Source organism: Pelomonas margarita, assembly GCF_043555875.1.
Classification (GTDB): Bacteria; Pseudomonadota; Gammaproteobacteria; order Burkholderiales; family Burkholderiaceae_C; genus Pelomonas; species Pelomonas margarita.
The window spans coordinates 147,132-163,897 of sequence record NZ_JBIGHW010000003.1 but is presented as its reverse complement, the minus strand read 5'-3'; the positions used below and the strand labels follow the sequence as shown (position 1 = coordinate 163,897).

Below are 16,766 nucleotides of genomic sequence, written 5' to 3'. Positions count from 1 at the left end.
CTGCACGCCCGCTGGTCTGGCGCTTCGGGCCGTTGGCGGCGTTGCTCCTCCTTGTGGGCACTAGCCCACTGCGTCGTCACGCCTTGCCATCGACCCGCCTCGCCAGCCCCTCGGGCGAGCCCAACTGCTGCATCCAGGCCCCATGAACATCATCGACATCCACCCTCACATCATCTCGGACGACGAGACCCGCTACCCGCCGGCGCCGCTGTTCGGCAAGCGCTCGGACTGGTCGCAAGAGCGCCCCAGCACGGTCGAATCGCTGATCGCCGCGATGGACGCCGCAGGTGTTGCCAAGGCCGCTGTGGTGCACTCGTCGACCACCTACGGCTTCGACAACAGCTATGTCGTCGACGGCTGTAACCAGTATGCGGACCGCCTGGTCGCCGTCGGCTCCGTCGACATGCTGGCCGACGACGTGCCCGCGGTCATCAAGGGCTGGGCCGACAGGGGCTTGGCCGGCCTGCGCATCTTCACCGGCGGTTCGACCAAGGACTTCGACCCCAGCGAGCTGGACAACCCCAAGAGTTTCAAGGCCTGGGAAGCTCTGGCCGAGCTGGGCCTGCCCATGTGCATCCAGACCGGCCCCATCGGGCTGCCACAGGTGCGCATGCTGTGCGAGAAGTTCAAGAACGTGAACATCATCCTCGACCATCTCGGCCGCCCCGATGTGCTCGACGGCCCGCCGTATGCCAACGCGCAGAGCCTGTTTGACATGGCCGACCTGCCCAACCTCTACATGAAGCTCACGCCGCGCATCTTCGGCGACGTGAAGAAGGAAAAGGCCTCGGCCGAGACCTTCTTCCCCCGTGTGGTTGAAGCGTTCGGGCCTCAGCGCCTGGCCTGGGGCTCCAACTTCCCGACCTCGCCCGGCACGTTGGGCGAGATCCTGGCGACGGCGCAGGCGGGCCTTGGCAGCCTGTCCGCCGCCGACCGCGAGTGGATCTTCGGCAAGACCGCGCAGACGCTCTACCCGCGCCTGGCCTGAGCAGCCCCACCAAGAAAGAGAACCACGCGATGGAGACAACCACGAGACCCGCCAGACCCCGGACGCCGCTGCGCATCTGGGTCGTGCTGGGGCTGCTGATGGCCGGCCTGCTTATTTCGTTCATCGACCGCACCAGCCTGTCCTCGGCCCTGGCCGACAAGCACTTCATTGAGCAGTTCGCGCTGAGCAGCGTGGACCGCGGCTGGCTGAACTCGGCCTTCTTCTGGTCCTACGGCCTGATGCAGCTGCCCATGGGCTGGCTGGTGGACCGCTACGGCGTGAAGTGGCCGTACACGGTGTGCTTCGCACTGTGGTGCCTGGCCACGGCGGCCACGGGCGCCGTCACCGCGCTGATGGGCCTGATCATCATGCGGCTGGTGGTGGGGGCGGCCGAGGCCATCGTCATCCCGGCCAGCTACCGCTGGATCGGCAACAACATGAGCGAGCACCACAAGGGGTTGGCGGCCGGCATCCTGTCCATGGGCGGCAAGTTCGGCCCGGCCATCGGCGCACCGGTGGCGGCCTGGATGATCGTCACGTGGTCGTGGAGCTGGATGTTCGTGCTGACCGGTCTGCTCGGGCTGCTGTGGCTGGTGCCCTGGCTGCTGTGCGTGAAGAGCGACCTGCCGAGCAAGGAGCAGCTCATCGTCTCCAAGGCGCATGCCGCGTCGGTGACGCTGTCCAGCATCCTGAAGAGCCCCGTCATCTGGGGCGCCATGATCAACAACTTCTGCTACGGCTACTTCACGTTCTATTGCATGACGTGGATGCCCGCCTACCTGGTGGAGCAGCGTGGCCTGTCGCTGAAGGACTCCGGCCTCTACACCTTCTTCAGCTTCGCGGGCATTGCCATCGTCGCCACGGCCGCCGGCTGGCTGGCCGATCGCATCATCGAGCGCGGCCATAACGCCGTGATGGTGCGCAAGGCCTTCGTCATCGCCGGCTTCATCGGTGGCACGACGGTGCTGCTGGGCACGACAGCTGGCTCGCTGGAAGCGGCGCTGTTCTGGAACGTGCTGTCGCTCACGCTCCTGGGCCTGGCCACGGCCAACAACCTGGCGCTGTGCAAGCTGACGCTGATCCCCAAGCAGGCCATCGGCCTGGCCACCGGGGTGCAGCAACTCGCCACCAGCCTGGCCGGCGGTGTGTCTGCCTCGCTGTCGGGCTGGCTGCTGCACACCAGCGGCAGCTACGACCTGCCCATGAAGGTCATCGTCGTCTTCCTGCTGATCGGCGCGGTCAACACGGTTGTCCTGCTGCAGCCCAAGTGGGCACCAAAGGTGGCTGCGCCATGACGCCCCTCGTCCGCGGAGTACCGCAGCCGGCCCCCCGAGGGGGCGGCGATGCATGCGGCATTGAGCCGCATGCACATCGCCATGACGGGCCGGCTTGGGAGCGGCCCGGCGCTCGGCCCGACGAATTCATGCGTCGCCCTCAACCCTAGACGTTCAAACACCATGGCAAAGATTGTTTTCGGCATGGCCGTGCCGCACAGCGGCATGCTCGGGCAGAAGCCCGAGGACTGGCTCAACAACGCCGAGCGCGACTTCAAGAACCCGGAACTCTGGTTCCGCAACAAGACCTGGACCTACCCGGAGCTGGAGGCCCACCGCGGCAAGGTCTTCGAGCCCTACCTGACGCTGGAAGAACGCACCGTCCGCGCCGCGCGCTGCCGCGCCGCGCTGGACGAGATGGCAGCCGCCTACCGGCGCGCCAACGTCGACGTAGCCATCATCCTCGGCAAGGACCAGAAGGAAATCTGGCCCGACGTGTCGCCCTCCATCGCCATCTACAGCGGCGCCGAGGTGCACAACGGCCCGCCGCAGCGCTCGGTCTATGCGCCCGATCACCACGTCGTGCACCAGGCCCACCCGAAGCTGGCGAACTACCTGCTGAAAACCTTCCAGGCCAAGGGCTTTGACCTGTGCGACCTGCAGGCCTGGCCCGAGAACGTGTGGATGGAGAAGCAGATGAAGCAAAAGGCCGACTACCCCGTCGTGCCGCATGCCTACAGCTTCGTCTACCACCAGATCATGGGCGACAACCCGCCGCCACACGTGCCGGTGCTGATGAACCTGTTCTACCCGCCGACGCAGCCGTCCATGGCGCGCTGCATCCAGTTCGGGGATGTGCTGCGCGATGCCATCGAGGCCTGGCCCGAGGACGTGCGCGTGGCCGTCATCGCGTCGGGCGGCCTGTCGCACTTTGTCAACGACGAGGAGTTCGACCAGGACATCCTGAAGAAGCTGGCTGCCTACGACTACGAGGGCCTGGCTGCCATCCCCGACGGCTGGTTCCAGTCCGGCACATCGGAAATCAAGATCTATTCGGCCGTCATGAAGGCGCTGCAGCACACGGGTGCGCAGATGACGCTCGTCGACTACGTGCCCTGCTGGCGGACCGCCGCCGGCACCGGCGAAGGCATGGGCTTCATGTATTGGATGCCTTGACCCGCCCCTAAGCGCTTCGCGCGCCCCCTCAAGGGGGCACCGCTGGCGGCCCGGAAAAGCCGGTTCCGCGGCGGTCGCTTGGCAAGACACCACTCCTTTGAGAGATCGAAATGACTGAACGTCTGAACAGCATCATCAAGGCCTTCGAGGCCGGCAAGCCCGCGTTCGCGGCCTTCTCCAAGCTCGACAAGCTCAGCGCCGCCGAGTTCGCCGATTCGCCGTATGACGGCATCGTCTACGAGATGGAGCACAACCCCTACGACGTGGCCGCTCTGGGCGACGCGTTGCAGTACATGCTCAACCGCAAGCAGATTGCCGAGACGGGCTCGGTGGCGCCCAAGGTCACGCCGCTGTCCCGAATCCCGGCGAACGGTGTGGAGATGAACCAGAGCTTTGCCAAGCAGGTGCTGGACCGTGGCGCCTACGGCGTCATATGGCCGCATGTGTCCACCGTGGAGCAGGCCTACAACGCCGTGGCGTCGTGCCGTTATGCGCGGCCCAAGGGCGCGCCGCTGTACGAACCCAAGGGCGTGCGTGGTGATGGCCCGGCCAACGCGTCGCGCTACTGGGGTCTGAGCATGGCCGACTACTATAAAAAGGCCGACGTGTGGCCGCTGGTTCCCGAGGGCGAAATCCTCGTCGGACTGATGTGCGAGAGCCCCGAGGCCATCGAGAACCTCGATGACATCCTCGCCAACGTGCCCGGCATCGGTTTCATCCTCATCGGCGAAGGCGACCTCAGCCAGGCGCTGGGCTTCCCGCGCCAGTACGAGCACCCCGAGGTGCAGGACGCGATGCGCCGCATCGTCGAGACCTGCCACAAGCACAAGGTCGTCGTGGGCAACCCGCACGTCACGGCCAAGAACCACAAGAAGCTGCTGGAAGAGGGCTACCGATTCCTGATGGCTGCGCCGACCAAGAGCTATGGCGTCGTCGGCCTGGCTCAACAAGCTGCAACTTCTTACTGACATGAAGCCCCCACGCTCACTTTGTTCGCTGCCCCCCGAGGGGGTGCTGGCCTTCCCTTGGGGCGGCCCGGCGGGAGGCCAGACATGAACGGCGCCGAAAGCCTCGTCGCGACCCTGGTCGACCAGGGCGTCGACATCTGCTTCGCCAACCCCGGCACGTCGGAGATGCACTTCCTGGCGGCGCTGGGCAACAACACGAAGATGCGCAGCGTGCTGTGCCTGTTCGAGGGCATCGCCACCGGCGCGGCCGACGGCTGGTGGCGCATGAAGGACAAACCCGCGTCCACGCTACTGCACCTGGGGCCGGGTCTTGCCAACGGTCTGGCCAACATCCACAACGCCAAGCGGGCGTCGTCGGGCATGGTCAACATCATCGGCGAGCACTCCCTCTCGCACCTGAAGTACGACCCGCCGCTGACCTCCGACATAGAGGGTCTGGCACGGCCGTTGTCGCACTGGGTGCGCCGCTCGGACTCGGCCGGCAGCATTGCCTGGGACGCCACGCAAGCCGTCGCCAAGGCCGGCGAGCACCCGGGCCAGATCGCCACGCTGATCCTGCCCGGCAACACCGCATGGGAGCAGGCCGGTGCGACGGCCGCATTGCCCGCCATCGAAGCCCCGCAGCGCAAGGCGCCTGATGTCGCGCGCATCGAGCACATCGTGCGTGTGCTGCGCTCGGGCGAACCGGCGCTCATCATCCTGGCCAACAAGGCCACGCGCGGCACGGCGCTGAGCAAGGCCGGCCAGCTCGCCGCTGCCACTGGTGCGCGGCTGGGCTCGCAGTTCTTCACCGCCCGCATCGAACGCGGGGCCGGACGTACGCCGATTGAGCGCATTCCCTACGCCGTGCCGCAGGCGCAGGCTTTCCTGAAGGGCTTCAAGCACCTCATCACCGTTGAGACGCGCGAGCCGGTCGCCTTCTTCGCCTACCCCGACAAACCCAGCCTGCTGAAGGCCGAGGGCACGCAGGTGCATGCGCTGGTGCAGGCCGATGAGGACAGCGAACTCGCCTTCGACATGCTGCTGGACGAGCTGGACGCCCGGCGCGTGCCCGGCCTCACGCAGGCGCGCATCGAGACGCCGGTGCCCACCGGGGCGCTGAACCCGCTGTCCATCGCCCACGTGCTGGCCGCGGCCATCCCCGAGCACGCCATCGTCGTTGACGAGTCGCTGACCACCGGCCGCGAATCCATGGGCCACACGATGGGCGCGCTGCCACACGACCTCATCAACAACATGGGCGGCTCCATTGGTTACGCCACGCCTGTAGCCACCGGCGCGGCGCTGGCCTGCCCGGACCGCCGTGTCATCTGCATGGTGGGCGACGGCAGCGCGATGTACACCATCCAGTCGCTGTGGACCCAGGCGCGCGAGAACCTCAACGTCACCACGGTCATCTTCGCCAACAACAGCTACGCCATCCTGAAGGCCGAGTACGCCAACATGGGCGCGGGCACGCCGGGCGAGCGCGCGCTGTCCATGATCGACATCGACAAGCCCCGCATCGACTGGCTGGCCATGGCCCGCAGCATGGGCGTGCCAGCCATCGCTGTCGAGACGGCAGAGAGTTTCTACAAAGCCCTCGCAGATGCCAACCGCGAGCCGGGGCCGCGCCTCATTGAAGTCCGCCTCTAAGGCCAAGAACAAGAGACAACCGACATGCTCAACACCAAGCTCACCCTGCGCACCAACCTGGCCGACTACGCCGTCACCAAGGCGATGAAGGACGGCCGCGTCAGCTCTGACGTCGTCACGCTGGACTACTGCGGCCCCACGCCCGCGCACAACGGCTTCAAGGCCATGGTGCGGGAGAACAAGTTCGAGGCCGGCGAACTGGCCATCGTCACCTTCCTGCAGGCCAAGGCCTACGGCAAGCCGTACGTGCTGCTGCCTGCGCCCATCTCGGGGCGCTTTCAGCACCATTGCGCCGGCTTCAATATCGACTTCGGCGACCTCAAGCCCAAGGACATCGAAGGCAAGCGCGTGGGCGTACGCACCTACACGCAGACCACCGCGCTGTGGATACGCGGCATCCTGCGGCATGAGTACGGTGTGGACCTGGACAAGGTCACCTGGATGACGCTGGGCGATGGCCACCTGGCCGAGTACAAGGACCCCGAGAACTGTCAGCGCCTGCCGGCGGGATCGAGCATCCCCGACATGATGCTCAAGGGTGAGCTCGCCGCCGCACTGCTGGGCGAGGACATGCCCAAGGACCCGCGCGTGCGCACGCTGGTGCCCGATGCGCACAACGCCGCCAAGGCCTGGTTCGAGCGCGAGCACGTCGTGCCCATCAACCACATGTTCGTCGTGCACGAGGAGTTGTCCAGGACGCGGCCTGACGTCGTGCGCGAGGTCTACCGCATGGTGGCCGAGAGCCGCGCCGCCGCGGAAGGGCTGCCGGCCGTGTTCCCGCCACTGGGCCTGGAGGCAAACCGCAAGGGTCTGCAGCTGGCCATCGACTGGGCGCTAGACCAGAAGATCATTCCGCACCGCCTGACCGTGGACGAGCTGTTCGACGACGTCACAGGCTCGCTGGGCTGATCCCTTTGCCGTGGCGCCCGGGCCGGGAGGCCTGGGCGCCGCGTGGTGCAGCGCTACATTCGGCGCATGTGCCGTGTTTTCGTCTCGACGCCCGACCGCCCATGAGCAAGGACTCCCGCGCCGCTGCGGCCACCGTGCCGCAGGTCCGGCTCTACGTGGACAAGCCCGAGAGCGAGCAGGAAGCCTGGTTCGTCAATGTCGGCCACGTGACCGAAGGCGGCCGTCGCCGCACAGCGCCGCATGCGCACCCTGCCTATGGCCAGGTCATCTTCGTGCGCCAGGGGCGCGGCGTAATGAACCTTGAAGGGCGCAGCGTGCCCTTCAGGGGCGCCTGCGCACTGCTGCTGCCGCATGACTGCGTGCATGGGCTGGACTACGAGGTCGACGTGGACCGCTGGGTCGTCACCATCGAGCAGACCTTTCTGCACCAGGTCAACGCCCGCCTGCCCGAGTTCCTGCAGCTGTGGGCTGAGCCGCGCGTCATCCCCCTGGACTACGACGCCGAGGCGCCGCTGCATTTCTACAACCTCGTGCGCCGGCTGGAGCAGGAGGTACGTTCCAAGGCCATCGGCCACATCATCGGCACCGAGTCGTTGCTGACCTCCATGCTGCTGCGCCTGGTGCGCAGCACGCGGCTGGACCAGATCGACAAGGAAGGCGCCACGCGCAACGCGATCAAGCTGGCCGACCGCTTCCGCGAGCTGGTGCACCAGCACTACCGTGAGCACCTGAAGCTGCAGGACTATGCGTCCAGGATGGCCGTCTCTCCCACCCAGCTGCGTGCCGCCTGCGTGGCCGCCACCGGCACGCCACCCAACAAGCTCATCCATGCCCGCCTCATCACCGAGGCCAAGCGCAACCTGATCTTCGGCGACATGTCCATCGAGCAGATCGCCTACGGGCTGGGCTTTGTGGACACGGCCTACTTCACGCGCTTCTTCCGCAAGGAAGTGGGGCAGTCGCCCAGCCAGTTCCGCGCCGCCGCGCGCCAGTCCTGAATCGCCCCCCCCGGGGAAGCCCTGATCGCGCCCGGCCGGCGCACAAAAGTGCCAGCGAAGCTGTCTTTTGTGTAGGGCGCTGCGGTGGCCCGCTCCCTATTCTTGTCGTCATACACAGGGCAGGAACCCTGGGATGACGAGAACGATGTGGAGACAACGATGATGAAGTTCGCGCTGAGCTGGGTCATGCTCGGCTGCCTGGCCGCCCCGGCCCTGGCCCAGTCCTCCTCGGTGCAGCTGTTCGGCATCGTCGACGTTGCGGTGTCGCGCGTCGACGGCGGGCAGAGCAACCTGGGCTATTTCAGCGATTGGCAGATCGGCCGCCCCGGCCGCTGGAACGTGCATTCGGCGTCCAGCTCGCGGCTGGGCCTGCGCGGCAGCGAGGACTTGGGCAACGGCCTCAAGGCCGGCTTCCTGCTGGACCACCGCTTCCAGCCCGACAGCGGGACGGTGGAGCCGCGTGACGGCGTGAGCTACTCGGGTGGCGCGCGCAGCTACAACGCCGGTTTCTGGAACGCGCAGGCTTATGTGTCGCTCGCCAGCCGCGAGCTGGGCGAAATCCGCCTGGGCCGCCAGGCCACGCCGACCTTCGTGCTGGGTCTGCTCAGCGACCCCTGGGGCATGGAGTACAGCGTGGCGGGCCTGGCCGGCTTCACGCGTGGCGGCAACTTCGTCGGTGCCAGCAACAACGCGCTGCTCTACCTGTCGCCCAGCGTGGCCGGCCTGTCGGCCCAGGTGCTGGTCGGGGCGGGCGAGGGCGGGGCGGCCGCCACCGCCACGGGCGCGCCCAACGGGCGCAATCTGGGCCTGGGCCTGCGCTACCAGGCCGGCCCGTTGCTCGCGATGCTGGCCTTCAACGATTCGCGCCGCAGCGACGCCACGCTGAACCGCACGCTGGCGTTCGGTGCGACCTACGACTTCGGCCGCTTGAAGGGCTTTGCGAACTACTCGGTCGGGCAAAACAGCACGCCCGGCAATGCGCGCATGACCACCTGGCTGCTCGGTGCCCATGTGCCGCTGGGCAGCGGCTTCGTGCGTGCGGGCGTGGGTCACCATGCGCCGCCGGCGGGCTACAACCCCAACAGCGTCACGCCGGGTGCCACCGCCGCGACCACGCCCAACCCCTACGCCGCCTATCCCGTGCTGCTGGGCCAGTCGTCCACCAAGCTCGGCCTGGGCTATGTCTATACGCTGAGCCGGCGCACCAGCCTGTCGGCCGATGTCGGCACCAACCACACCCAGGGCTACAGCCGCTCCAGCGGCGTGCAGGGAGGCATCAAGCATGTGTTCTGAGCGGCGCCCCTTCATCGCGACGTTGGTGCTGGCTGCCACGGCGTTGCTGGCCGGCTGCGTCACACCCCCCCAGATGCCGCGCTGCAGCGCCGATGAGCTGGCGTACGTGGGCACCGACGGCACAGGGCTGCGCGCGCTGCGCTTTGACAGCTGCGCGGGCCGGCTCGCCTCGCTGGGTGTGGTGGCCGACGTGGCCAAGCCGCGCTGGACCACGCCGCACCCGCGCCTGCCCGTGCTCTACGCCGCACTGGACAGTGGCCGCGTGGCAGCCTTCGCGGTCGACCGTGCCAGCGGCGCGCTCGCGGTGCTGAACGAGGCCCCTGCCGGCGGCGCCGGCACCACCCATCTGCTGCTGGATGCGCCGTCCCAGACGCTGCTGGCCGCCAACTTCGGCGCGGGCTCGGTGTCCACGCTCGCGGTGCAGCCGGACGGCCGCGTGGGCCCCACCATCAGCACCCGCCAGGCCAGCGGCAGCGGCCCGCACCGCCGTCAGGCCAGTCCGCATGCCCATGGCAGCGCGGTGGACCCGGGCGGCCGCTACGTGCTGGTGCCCGACCTCGGGGCCGACCGCGTATTCGTCTACGGGCTGAACCGCGCCACACGCACCCTGGCCGCCGACGATGTCGGCCGCAGCCTCGTCGTGCCGCCCGGCAGCGGCCCGCGCCGCGCTCTGTTCGGCCGCGATGGCCGCTTCGCCTATGTGCTCAACGAACTCAGTGCCGAGCTCATGGTGTTGGCCTGGGACGGCGCGCAGGGCCTGCTGACCCCGCAGCAGACACTGGCCGTGTCGACGCCCGGGTTCCAGGGTGTGCGCAGCGCGTCGGAGATGCTGCTCAGCGCCGATGGGCGCTTTCTCTACGTCGGCAACCGCGGCGAGCACCTGTTGACCGTCTATCGCGTGGACGCCGCCAGCGGCGCGCTGACGCTGGCCCAGCGCCTGCCAAGCGGTGGGGAGGGGTTGTGGGCGTTCGACCTGCATGCCTCCGGCCGCTGGCTGCTCGTGGCCCATTACCGCAGCAACCGCGTCCAGCTCTTCGCCGTCGACCCGCTGACGGGCCAGCTCACCGACACCGGCCGCACCGTCGAGTCGCCCGCACCGGTCAGCGTCGGCTTCATGCCATGAGGGCGGCGCTCCCGGCCGCCCATTGATTCCACAGGAGACACATCTTGGATCGCAGAAAGTTCCTCGGCGGCGCATCCGCCACGGCGCTGGCCCTGGGCCACGCCCCTCTGAGCGCGCTGGCGCAGTCCGCCCCGGCCGCCCGGCAGCGCCCGCTGCTGCTCAACCGCATCGGCCCGTCGGCATCGCGCCTGTTCATCGCCAATGCTGACGGCACGAACGAGCGCAAGCTGGTCGACAGCGGCACGCTGGACTACAACGCCAGCTTCTCGCCCGACGGGCAGTGGATCGTCTTCACGTCCGAGCGCGACGGCCTGGGCAATTCCAACCTGTACCGCTGCCGCACGGACGGCAGCGCCGTGGAACGCCTGACCGACGGGCCCGCCGTCGAGGACGCCGCCGTCTTCTCGCCGGATGGCCGCAAGCTCGCTTTCGTCAGCACGCGCGATACGCTGCTGGCCAACATCTGGGTTATGGACCTGCAGAGCCGCGAGCTGCAGAACCTGACCGCAGCGCTGCCGGCCAAGGCCGACTCGCCCAACGGCTTCTTCCGCCCGAGCTGGTCGCCCGACGGCCAGTGGCTGGCCTTCTCGTCCGACCGCCACACCGACTGGAAGGGCCACCACAAAGGCGCCGGCTGGGAGCACACCCAGGAGTTGAGCATCTACGTCATCCGCGCCGACGGCACGGGCTTGCGCAAGGTCAGCAGCCGCAAGGACTACTGCCAGGGCTCGCCCAAGTGGTCGGCCGACGGCAAGCGCATCGTCTTCTACGAGACGCTGGCCGAGTACACCTACTGGGTGCTGCGCCCGGACCTGCTGCTGAAGATCGACGCACAGATCGTGTCGGTCGACGTGGCCAGCGGCGCGCGCACCGAGCACACCAGCGGCCCGGGCTTCAAAATCAGCCCGCAATACCTGGGCAACGATGAGATCGTCTACCGCCGCAAGGGCGGCCCCGAGGACGGCCTGTACTCCACGCAGGCGGGCAAGGCCCCCATCAAGCTCGCCGGGCTGCGCACGCCCACCTGGTCGCCTGACGGCAAGCAGGTGGTCTACGAGAAGTTCACCTGGCGCGGCTGGCAGCAGAACCAGGCGCTTTACAGCTGGGACGCCACGCGCGAGTACCGCTACACCGACGTGTGGCCGGCGTTCTCCAAGGACGGCTGGATGGTGCTGACGGCCAAGGGCGAGGACGGCTCGGTGGACGTCATGAAGGCCGACGGCAGCGAGCGCCGCCGCGTCTACGACGTGACGAAACAGAGCGGCCTGGACCCGACGTTGGTCAAGCGCGGCCTGGCGGGCGCTTTCTTTCCGGTGTGGTCGCCCGACGGCGAGTGGATCGTGTTTGGCGTGGGCCAATGGTTCACGCAGCGTGGCAAGGGCCGGGCCAAGCTGATGCGCGTGAAGCGCGACGGCAGCGGCCTGGAGCAGCTCACCGATGACAGCATCTTCAACGCAGGCTTCCCCAGCTACTCGGCGGACGGCCGTGAGGTCGTGTTCCGCATCGCCAATGAGGATGCCAACAGCGCCTCGCTGGGCGGTCTGGCGGTGCTGGACCTGGCCACGCGCAAGGTGCGCCGCATCACCAGCGGCTACGACAACATGCCGATGTGGAGCCCGGACGGCAGTCGCATCATGTTCAACCGCGGCGTGCGGCTGCCGGGCAGCATCTGGTCCAACTTTGACCTCTACACGGTCAAGCCCGACGGCAGCGACCTGCAGCGCCTGACCAGCCACCCGGCCAGCGACGGCCACGCGGTGTGGACGTCTGACGGTAAGCAGATCCTCTACAACAGCGGCCAGGCCGGCTACCGCGACGAGGCCTGCCACTACGACCAGACCTTCCAGCCCTATGGCCAGCTGTTCGTGATGAACGCCGACGGCTCGGGCAAGCGCCAGATCACCGACAACATCTGGGAAGACTCGACGCCGCAGTACGTGCCGCCTGGCGCCCGCTGACCGGCCGGCTCCCGCTCGCCCACCCGCCACCGACACAACGCGCCGACACAGGCGCGGGTGGCTTCGCTTTGCCTAAAAACAGGAGACAAGACCATGAAGAAGCCCCCGAAGCCGGGCCGCCCCCTGATGCGCTGCGGCGCAGGCGCCTTGCTGGCGTTGACACCGCTGGGCGCCGCGCTGGCCCAGGCCACCGAGCCCGGTGCGACGCAGCAGATCGAGAAGGTCGTCATCACCGGCTCGCGCGTGATCAGCAACGGCGACAGCAGCCCGTCGCCGGTCACCGTCATGCGCGCCGACGAGCTGCTGGCGTCCAAGCCTGGGGCCACGCTGGCCGAGGCGCTGAACAGCCTGCCGGTGTTCGCCGGCTCGCGCGGCGCCACCAGCAACCCCACCACCTCGGGCAGTGCGGCAGGCGGCAACGGTGCCGCCAACCAGCTGAACCTGCGCAACATCGGTGCCACGCGCACGCTGGTGCTGATGGATGGCAAGCGGGTGCCGCCGACGCTGTACAACGGCGTCGTCGACGTGGACCTGATCCCGCAGATGTTCGTCGAGCGCGTGGACGTGGTGACCGGCGGTGTGTCGGCCGTCTACGGGTCGGACGCGATGAGCGGCGTCGTCAACTACATCATTAATCGCCAGTTCAACGGCGTGCGCGCGGAGGCGAGCTACGGCCTGTCTGCACTGGGCGACGCGGGCCGTGCGTCGGCGGGCATCGCGTGGGGCGGCAACGTCGCGCCTGGCCTGCATCTGGAGGCGGGCTTCGAGGCGCGTGAGCAAGACGGCATCGACCATCGCACCAGCCGCGACTGGCTCACGCAATGGGGCGTGACTGGCGCGGGCACGACGGCCAACCCCTATGTGCTGCAGAACAACGTGCGGCAGAAGGACTTCCCGTTCGGTGGCCTCATCACCAGCGGTGCGCTGGCGGGCCAGGTGTTCAAGACCAACGGCCAGCTCAGCCCCTTCGTGGCGGGCACATCCACCGGCACCACGTCCCTGCAGTTGGGCGGGGACGGTGGCTACTGGGATGCCAGCCTGATGTCGGCGCTGTCGGGGCGGCAGTTCTTCGGCCGGGCCGACTACCAGGTGTCGGACAGCGTGCGCGCCCACGCGCAGATCTCCGGCAACCTGAAGACCAACACCAACTGGGCCGAGACACCGCAGCTGGCCGCTGTGTCCCTGCGCCGCAGCAACGCCTTTCTGCCCGACGCCGTGCGCGCGCTGATGCCGGCCGGCGAGAGCACCTTCCGCTTCAGTAAGTTCATGTCGGACATCCCGCGTGCCAACGCGGTGGCCGACGCCGAGCAGTGGGTCGCGATGGCCGGCGTGGAAGGTAAGGGTGCCGGCCTGAGCTGGAGCGTGGACGTCGTGCACGGTCGCGCGCGGCTGGAGACGGCGCTGAACAACGTCATCAACCGCCAGTCGCTAGCCGCCGCGCTGGACGCCGTCAGCAGCAATGGCCAGGTCGTCTGCAACATCCGGGTGAGCAACCCCGGCCTGGCGGACGATTGCGTGCCGCTGAACGTGTTCGGCCCCAGCGCCGCGTCGGCCGCTGCCATCGACTACGTGACCGATACGGTGCGCTTCGGCTCCACGACGACGATGAACGATGTGTCTGCACAGGTCAGCGGCAGCCTGTTCTCGACCTGGGCCGGCCCGGTGACGGCGGCCCTGTCCGGTGAATGGCGCGAGCTGTCCTTCAGCTCCACCAGCTCGTCGCGGCCGGGCGACCTCGTCAGCTGCACCGGCCTCACGCTGAATTGCACGGCTGGCACCGTGCGCAACGAATACGTGTTCGGCGAGACGCCGCAGGGCGTCAGCCAGCGCGTGTGGGAGGTTGCCGGTGAGCTTGACGTGCCACTGCTGAAGGATGCCGCCTTCGCCAAGCAGCTGAACCTGAACGCCGCCCTGCGCGACACGCACTACGACACCAGCGGCAACTACAAGACCTGGAAGCTGGGGCTGGACTGGCATGTGCTGGACGCGCTGCGCTTTCGCGTGACCCGCTCGCGGGACATCCGCGCGCCGACGCTGTATGACCTGTACGCGCCCACCTCCATCGTGCAGGTGCGCCCCACCGACCTGCTGACGGGGCTCACGCCGACGGTGCCGCAGTACGACCAGTCGAACCCCCGTCTGACGGCCGAGATCGGCAACACGACGACGGTGGGCCTGGTGTGGAAGCCCGCACCCAGGCTGAGCCTGGCGGTCGACGCTTACCGCATCCGCATCAGCGACGCGGTCACGCAGGTGGCCGGCTCCACGACGACCTTCCAGCAGCTCTGCTACGCCAGCGGTGGCGCGTCGACCTACTGCGCGATGCAGACGCGCCCCAACGGCTACACCGACACCTCGGCCGCCAACGCGGTGACGGCCTGGACCACCAGCTACATCAACATCGCCGAGATCGAGACTTGGGGCGTGGACCTGGAGGCCAACGTGGCCGGCACGCTGCTGAACCGCCCTGCGTCGCTGCGCGTGCTGACGGCCTGGCAGCCGCATGTGTACTACCGCCAGCCGGGGCTCGCGACGGTGGACCAGGGTGGCGTGGCCTTCGGCGCTCTGGGCCTGGCGTCGACGCCGTCGGTGCGCGTGTCGGCCTTCTTCCGCTTCAAGCCGACCGATGCGGTCAGCCTGGAGCTGGGCCAGCGCTGGCGCAGCGCGATGAAGCTGGGCGGCGATCCGACGCAGGTCTGGGTCAACAACCACATGGCCTCGTTCGCGACCACCAGCCTCAACGTGGCCTACGACTTCGGCCTGTCCCTGGGCCGCCATGAGGGCGATGCGCAGGTCTACCTGAACGTCGACAACCTGTTCAACCGCACGCCGCCGCCGGGCGCCTTCTCGGGCAACGGCACGCGTGCTGGCCTGCGCGACGGCTTCTCGCCGGCGGACGACCCGCGCGGGCGCTACTTCACCGTCGGTGCGCGCCTGCTCTTCTGAGCTTGTCGCGCCGGCGCCCACTTTCCTTCACTTCAGAGCAGTCCCATGTTCAAGCAACTGATCAACGGCGAGTGGGTCGCCGGCGCGTCCTCGTCCCGCAACATCAACCCGTCGGACACCCGCGACGTCATCGGCGAGTACGCACAGGCCGATGCCGTCCAGGTGGCTGACGCCATCGCTGCGGCCAGCGCCGCCGCGCCCGCCTGGGGCCTGACGACGCCGCAGCAGCGTTTCGACATTCTGGACGCCGCGGGCAGCGAGATCCTCGCGCGGCGCGCCGAGCTGGGCGAGCTGCTGGCGCGCGAGGAGGGCAAGACGCTGCCCGAGGCCGTCGGTGAGGTCATGCGCGCCGGCAACATCTTCAAGTTCTTCGCTGGCGAGGCGCTGCGCCAGGGCGGCGAGGCGGTGGCGTCGGTGCGGCCCGGCGTGGGCGTGGAGGTCACGCGCGAGCCGCTGGGCGTGGTCGGCCTCATCACCCCGTGGAACTTTCCCATCGCCATCCCCGCCTGGAAGATCGCGCCCGCTCTGGCCCATGGCAACGCGGTGGTCTTCAAGCCCGCCGAGCTGGTGCCCGGTTCGGCCTGGGCGCTGGCGGACATCCTGCATCGCGCTGGCCTGCCCCGCGGCGTGCTCAACCTCGTCATGGGTCGTGGCGCGGTGGTGGGCCAGGCGATGCTGGACGATGCGCGTGTGCACGGCATCAGCTTCACCGGCTCGGTGACCACCGGCCGGCGCGTGGCCGAGGCCTGCGTTGGCCGCCTGGCCAAGTTCCAGCTGGAGATGGGCGGCAAGAACCCCTTCATCGTGCTGGACGACGCCGACCTGGACGTAGCCGTGACGTGCGCCGTCAACAGTGGCTTCTTCTCGACGGGCCAGCGCTGCACGGCGTCCAGTCGCGTCATCGTCACGGACGGCATCCATGACCGCTTCGTCGCGGCCGTCATCGAGCGCATGCGCTCGCTGAAGGTGGGCGATGCGCGCAAGGCCGGCACCGACATCGGCCCGGTCGTCGACGAGCGCCAGCTTGCGCAGGATCTGGGCTACATCGAGATCGGCAAGGCCGAGGGCGCCACGCTGGCCGCTGGCGGCGAGGCGATGGCGCACAACGCGGATGGCGCGCCGGGCTTCTACCTGCAGCCCGCGCTGTTCACCGACACGACGCCGGCCATGCGCATCAACCGTGAGGAGGTCTTCGGCCCGGTGGTCAGCGTGCAGCGCGCGCGCGGCTACGAGGAGGCGCTGGCGCTGGCCAACGACACGCCGTTCGGCCTGGCTTCGGGCATCGCGACGACGAGCCTCAAGCACGCCACGCACTTCAAGCGCCACGCCCAGGCCGGCATGACGATGGTGAACCTGCCGACGGCGGGCGTGGATTACCACGTGCCCTTTGGCGGCCGCAAAGCGTCCAGCTACGGACCCCGCGAGCAGGGCCGTCACGCGGCGGAGTTCTTCACGACGATCAAGACTTGCTACACGCAGGGCTGATTGCCCGATGCGG

12 protein-coding genes are annotated in these 16,766 nt (G+C 68.3%); all 12 read left to right on the top strand.

What is annotated here, in order from left to right:
- The first annotated feature begins 142 nt into the window (after window positions 1-142).
- The 12 genes from ACG0Z3_RS06690 (at window position 143) to ACG0Z3_RS06635 (ending at window position 16,753) form a co-directional block, all read left to right on the top strand.
- Window positions 143-988 carry an amidohydrolase family protein gene (locus ACG0Z3_RS06690; protein ID WP_394396455.1) on the top strand — a complete coding sequence of 282 codons (846 nt, stop codon included), beginning with the start codon at window positions 143-145 and terminating at the stop codon, window positions 986-988.
- A gap of 29 nt (window positions 989-1,017) precedes the next feature.
- Window positions 1,018-2,283: an MFS transporter gene (locus ACG0Z3_RS06685; RefSeq protein ID WP_394396453.1), complete on the top strand. Its 1,266-nt coding sequence runs from the start codon at window positions 1,018-1,020 to the stop codon at window positions 2,281-2,283.
- Window positions 2,284-2,445: 162 nt separating this feature from the next.
- Window positions 2,446-3,438, top strand: coding sequence for a DODA-type extradiol aromatic ring-opening family dioxygenase (locus tag ACG0Z3_RS06680; RefSeq protein ID WP_394396451.1), 993 nt, complete (start codon window positions 2,446-2,448; stop codon window positions 3,436-3,438).
- 110 nt (window positions 3,439-3,548) lie between these two features.
- Complete coding sequence (locus tag ACG0Z3_RS06675; protein WP_394396449.1) at window positions 3,549-4,406, top strand: HpcH/HpaI aldolase family protein; 858 nt, start codon at window positions 3,549-3,551, stop codon at window positions 4,404-4,406.
- Between the two features lie 84 nt (window positions 4,407-4,490).
- Window positions 4,491-6,041 (top strand): acetolactate synthase large subunit, encoded by a 1,551-nt coding sequence (locus ACG0Z3_RS06670; RefSeq protein WP_394396447.1) that lies wholly within the window; start codon window positions 4,491-4,493, stop codon window positions 6,039-6,041.
- Between the two features lie 24 nt (window positions 6,042-6,065).
- Window positions 6,066-6,950, top strand: a complete 885-nt coding sequence (locus tag ACG0Z3_RS06665) for a substrate-binding domain-containing protein (protein ID WP_394396445.1) — start codon at window positions 6,066-6,068, stop codon at window positions 6,948-6,950.
- A gap of 101 nt (window positions 6,951-7,051) precedes the next feature.
- On the top strand, window positions 7,052-7,948 hold the full coding sequence (locus ACG0Z3_RS06660) for a helix-turn-helix domain-containing protein (RefSeq protein WP_394396443.1): 897 nt from the start codon (window positions 7,052-7,054) through the stop codon (window positions 7,946-7,948).
- A 159-nt stretch (window positions 7,949-8,107) separates the two neighbouring features.
- On the top strand, window positions 8,108-9,241 hold the full coding sequence (locus tag ACG0Z3_RS06655) for a porin (protein ID WP_394396441.1): 1,134 nt from the start codon (window positions 8,108-8,110) through the stop codon (window positions 9,239-9,241).
- Window positions 9,231-10,364 (top strand): lactonase family protein, encoded by a 1,134-nt coding sequence (locus ACG0Z3_RS06650; protein WP_394396440.1) that lies wholly within the window; start codon window positions 9,231-9,233, stop codon window positions 10,362-10,364. The genes ACG0Z3_RS06655 and ACG0Z3_RS06650 overlap by 11 nt, the downstream gene beginning before the upstream one ends.
- Before the next feature lie 44 nt (window positions 10,365-10,408).
- Complete coding sequence (locus ACG0Z3_RS06645; protein ID WP_394396439.1) at window positions 10,409-12,322, top strand: hypothetical protein; 1,914 nt, start codon at window positions 10,409-10,411, stop codon at window positions 12,320-12,322.
- Between the two features lie 93 nt (window positions 12,323-12,415).
- Window positions 12,416-15,268: a TonB-dependent receptor domain-containing protein gene (locus ACG0Z3_RS06640; protein ID WP_394396438.1), complete on the top strand. Its 2,853-nt coding sequence runs from the start codon at window positions 12,416-12,418 to the stop codon at window positions 15,266-15,268.
- 45 nt (window positions 15,269-15,313) lie between these two features.
- Window positions 15,314-16,753, top strand: a complete 1,440-nt coding sequence (locus ACG0Z3_RS06635; protein WP_394396437.1) for an aldehyde dehydrogenase family protein — start codon at window positions 15,314-15,316, stop codon at window positions 16,751-16,753.
- Window positions 16,754-16,766 lie beyond the last annotated feature (13 nt).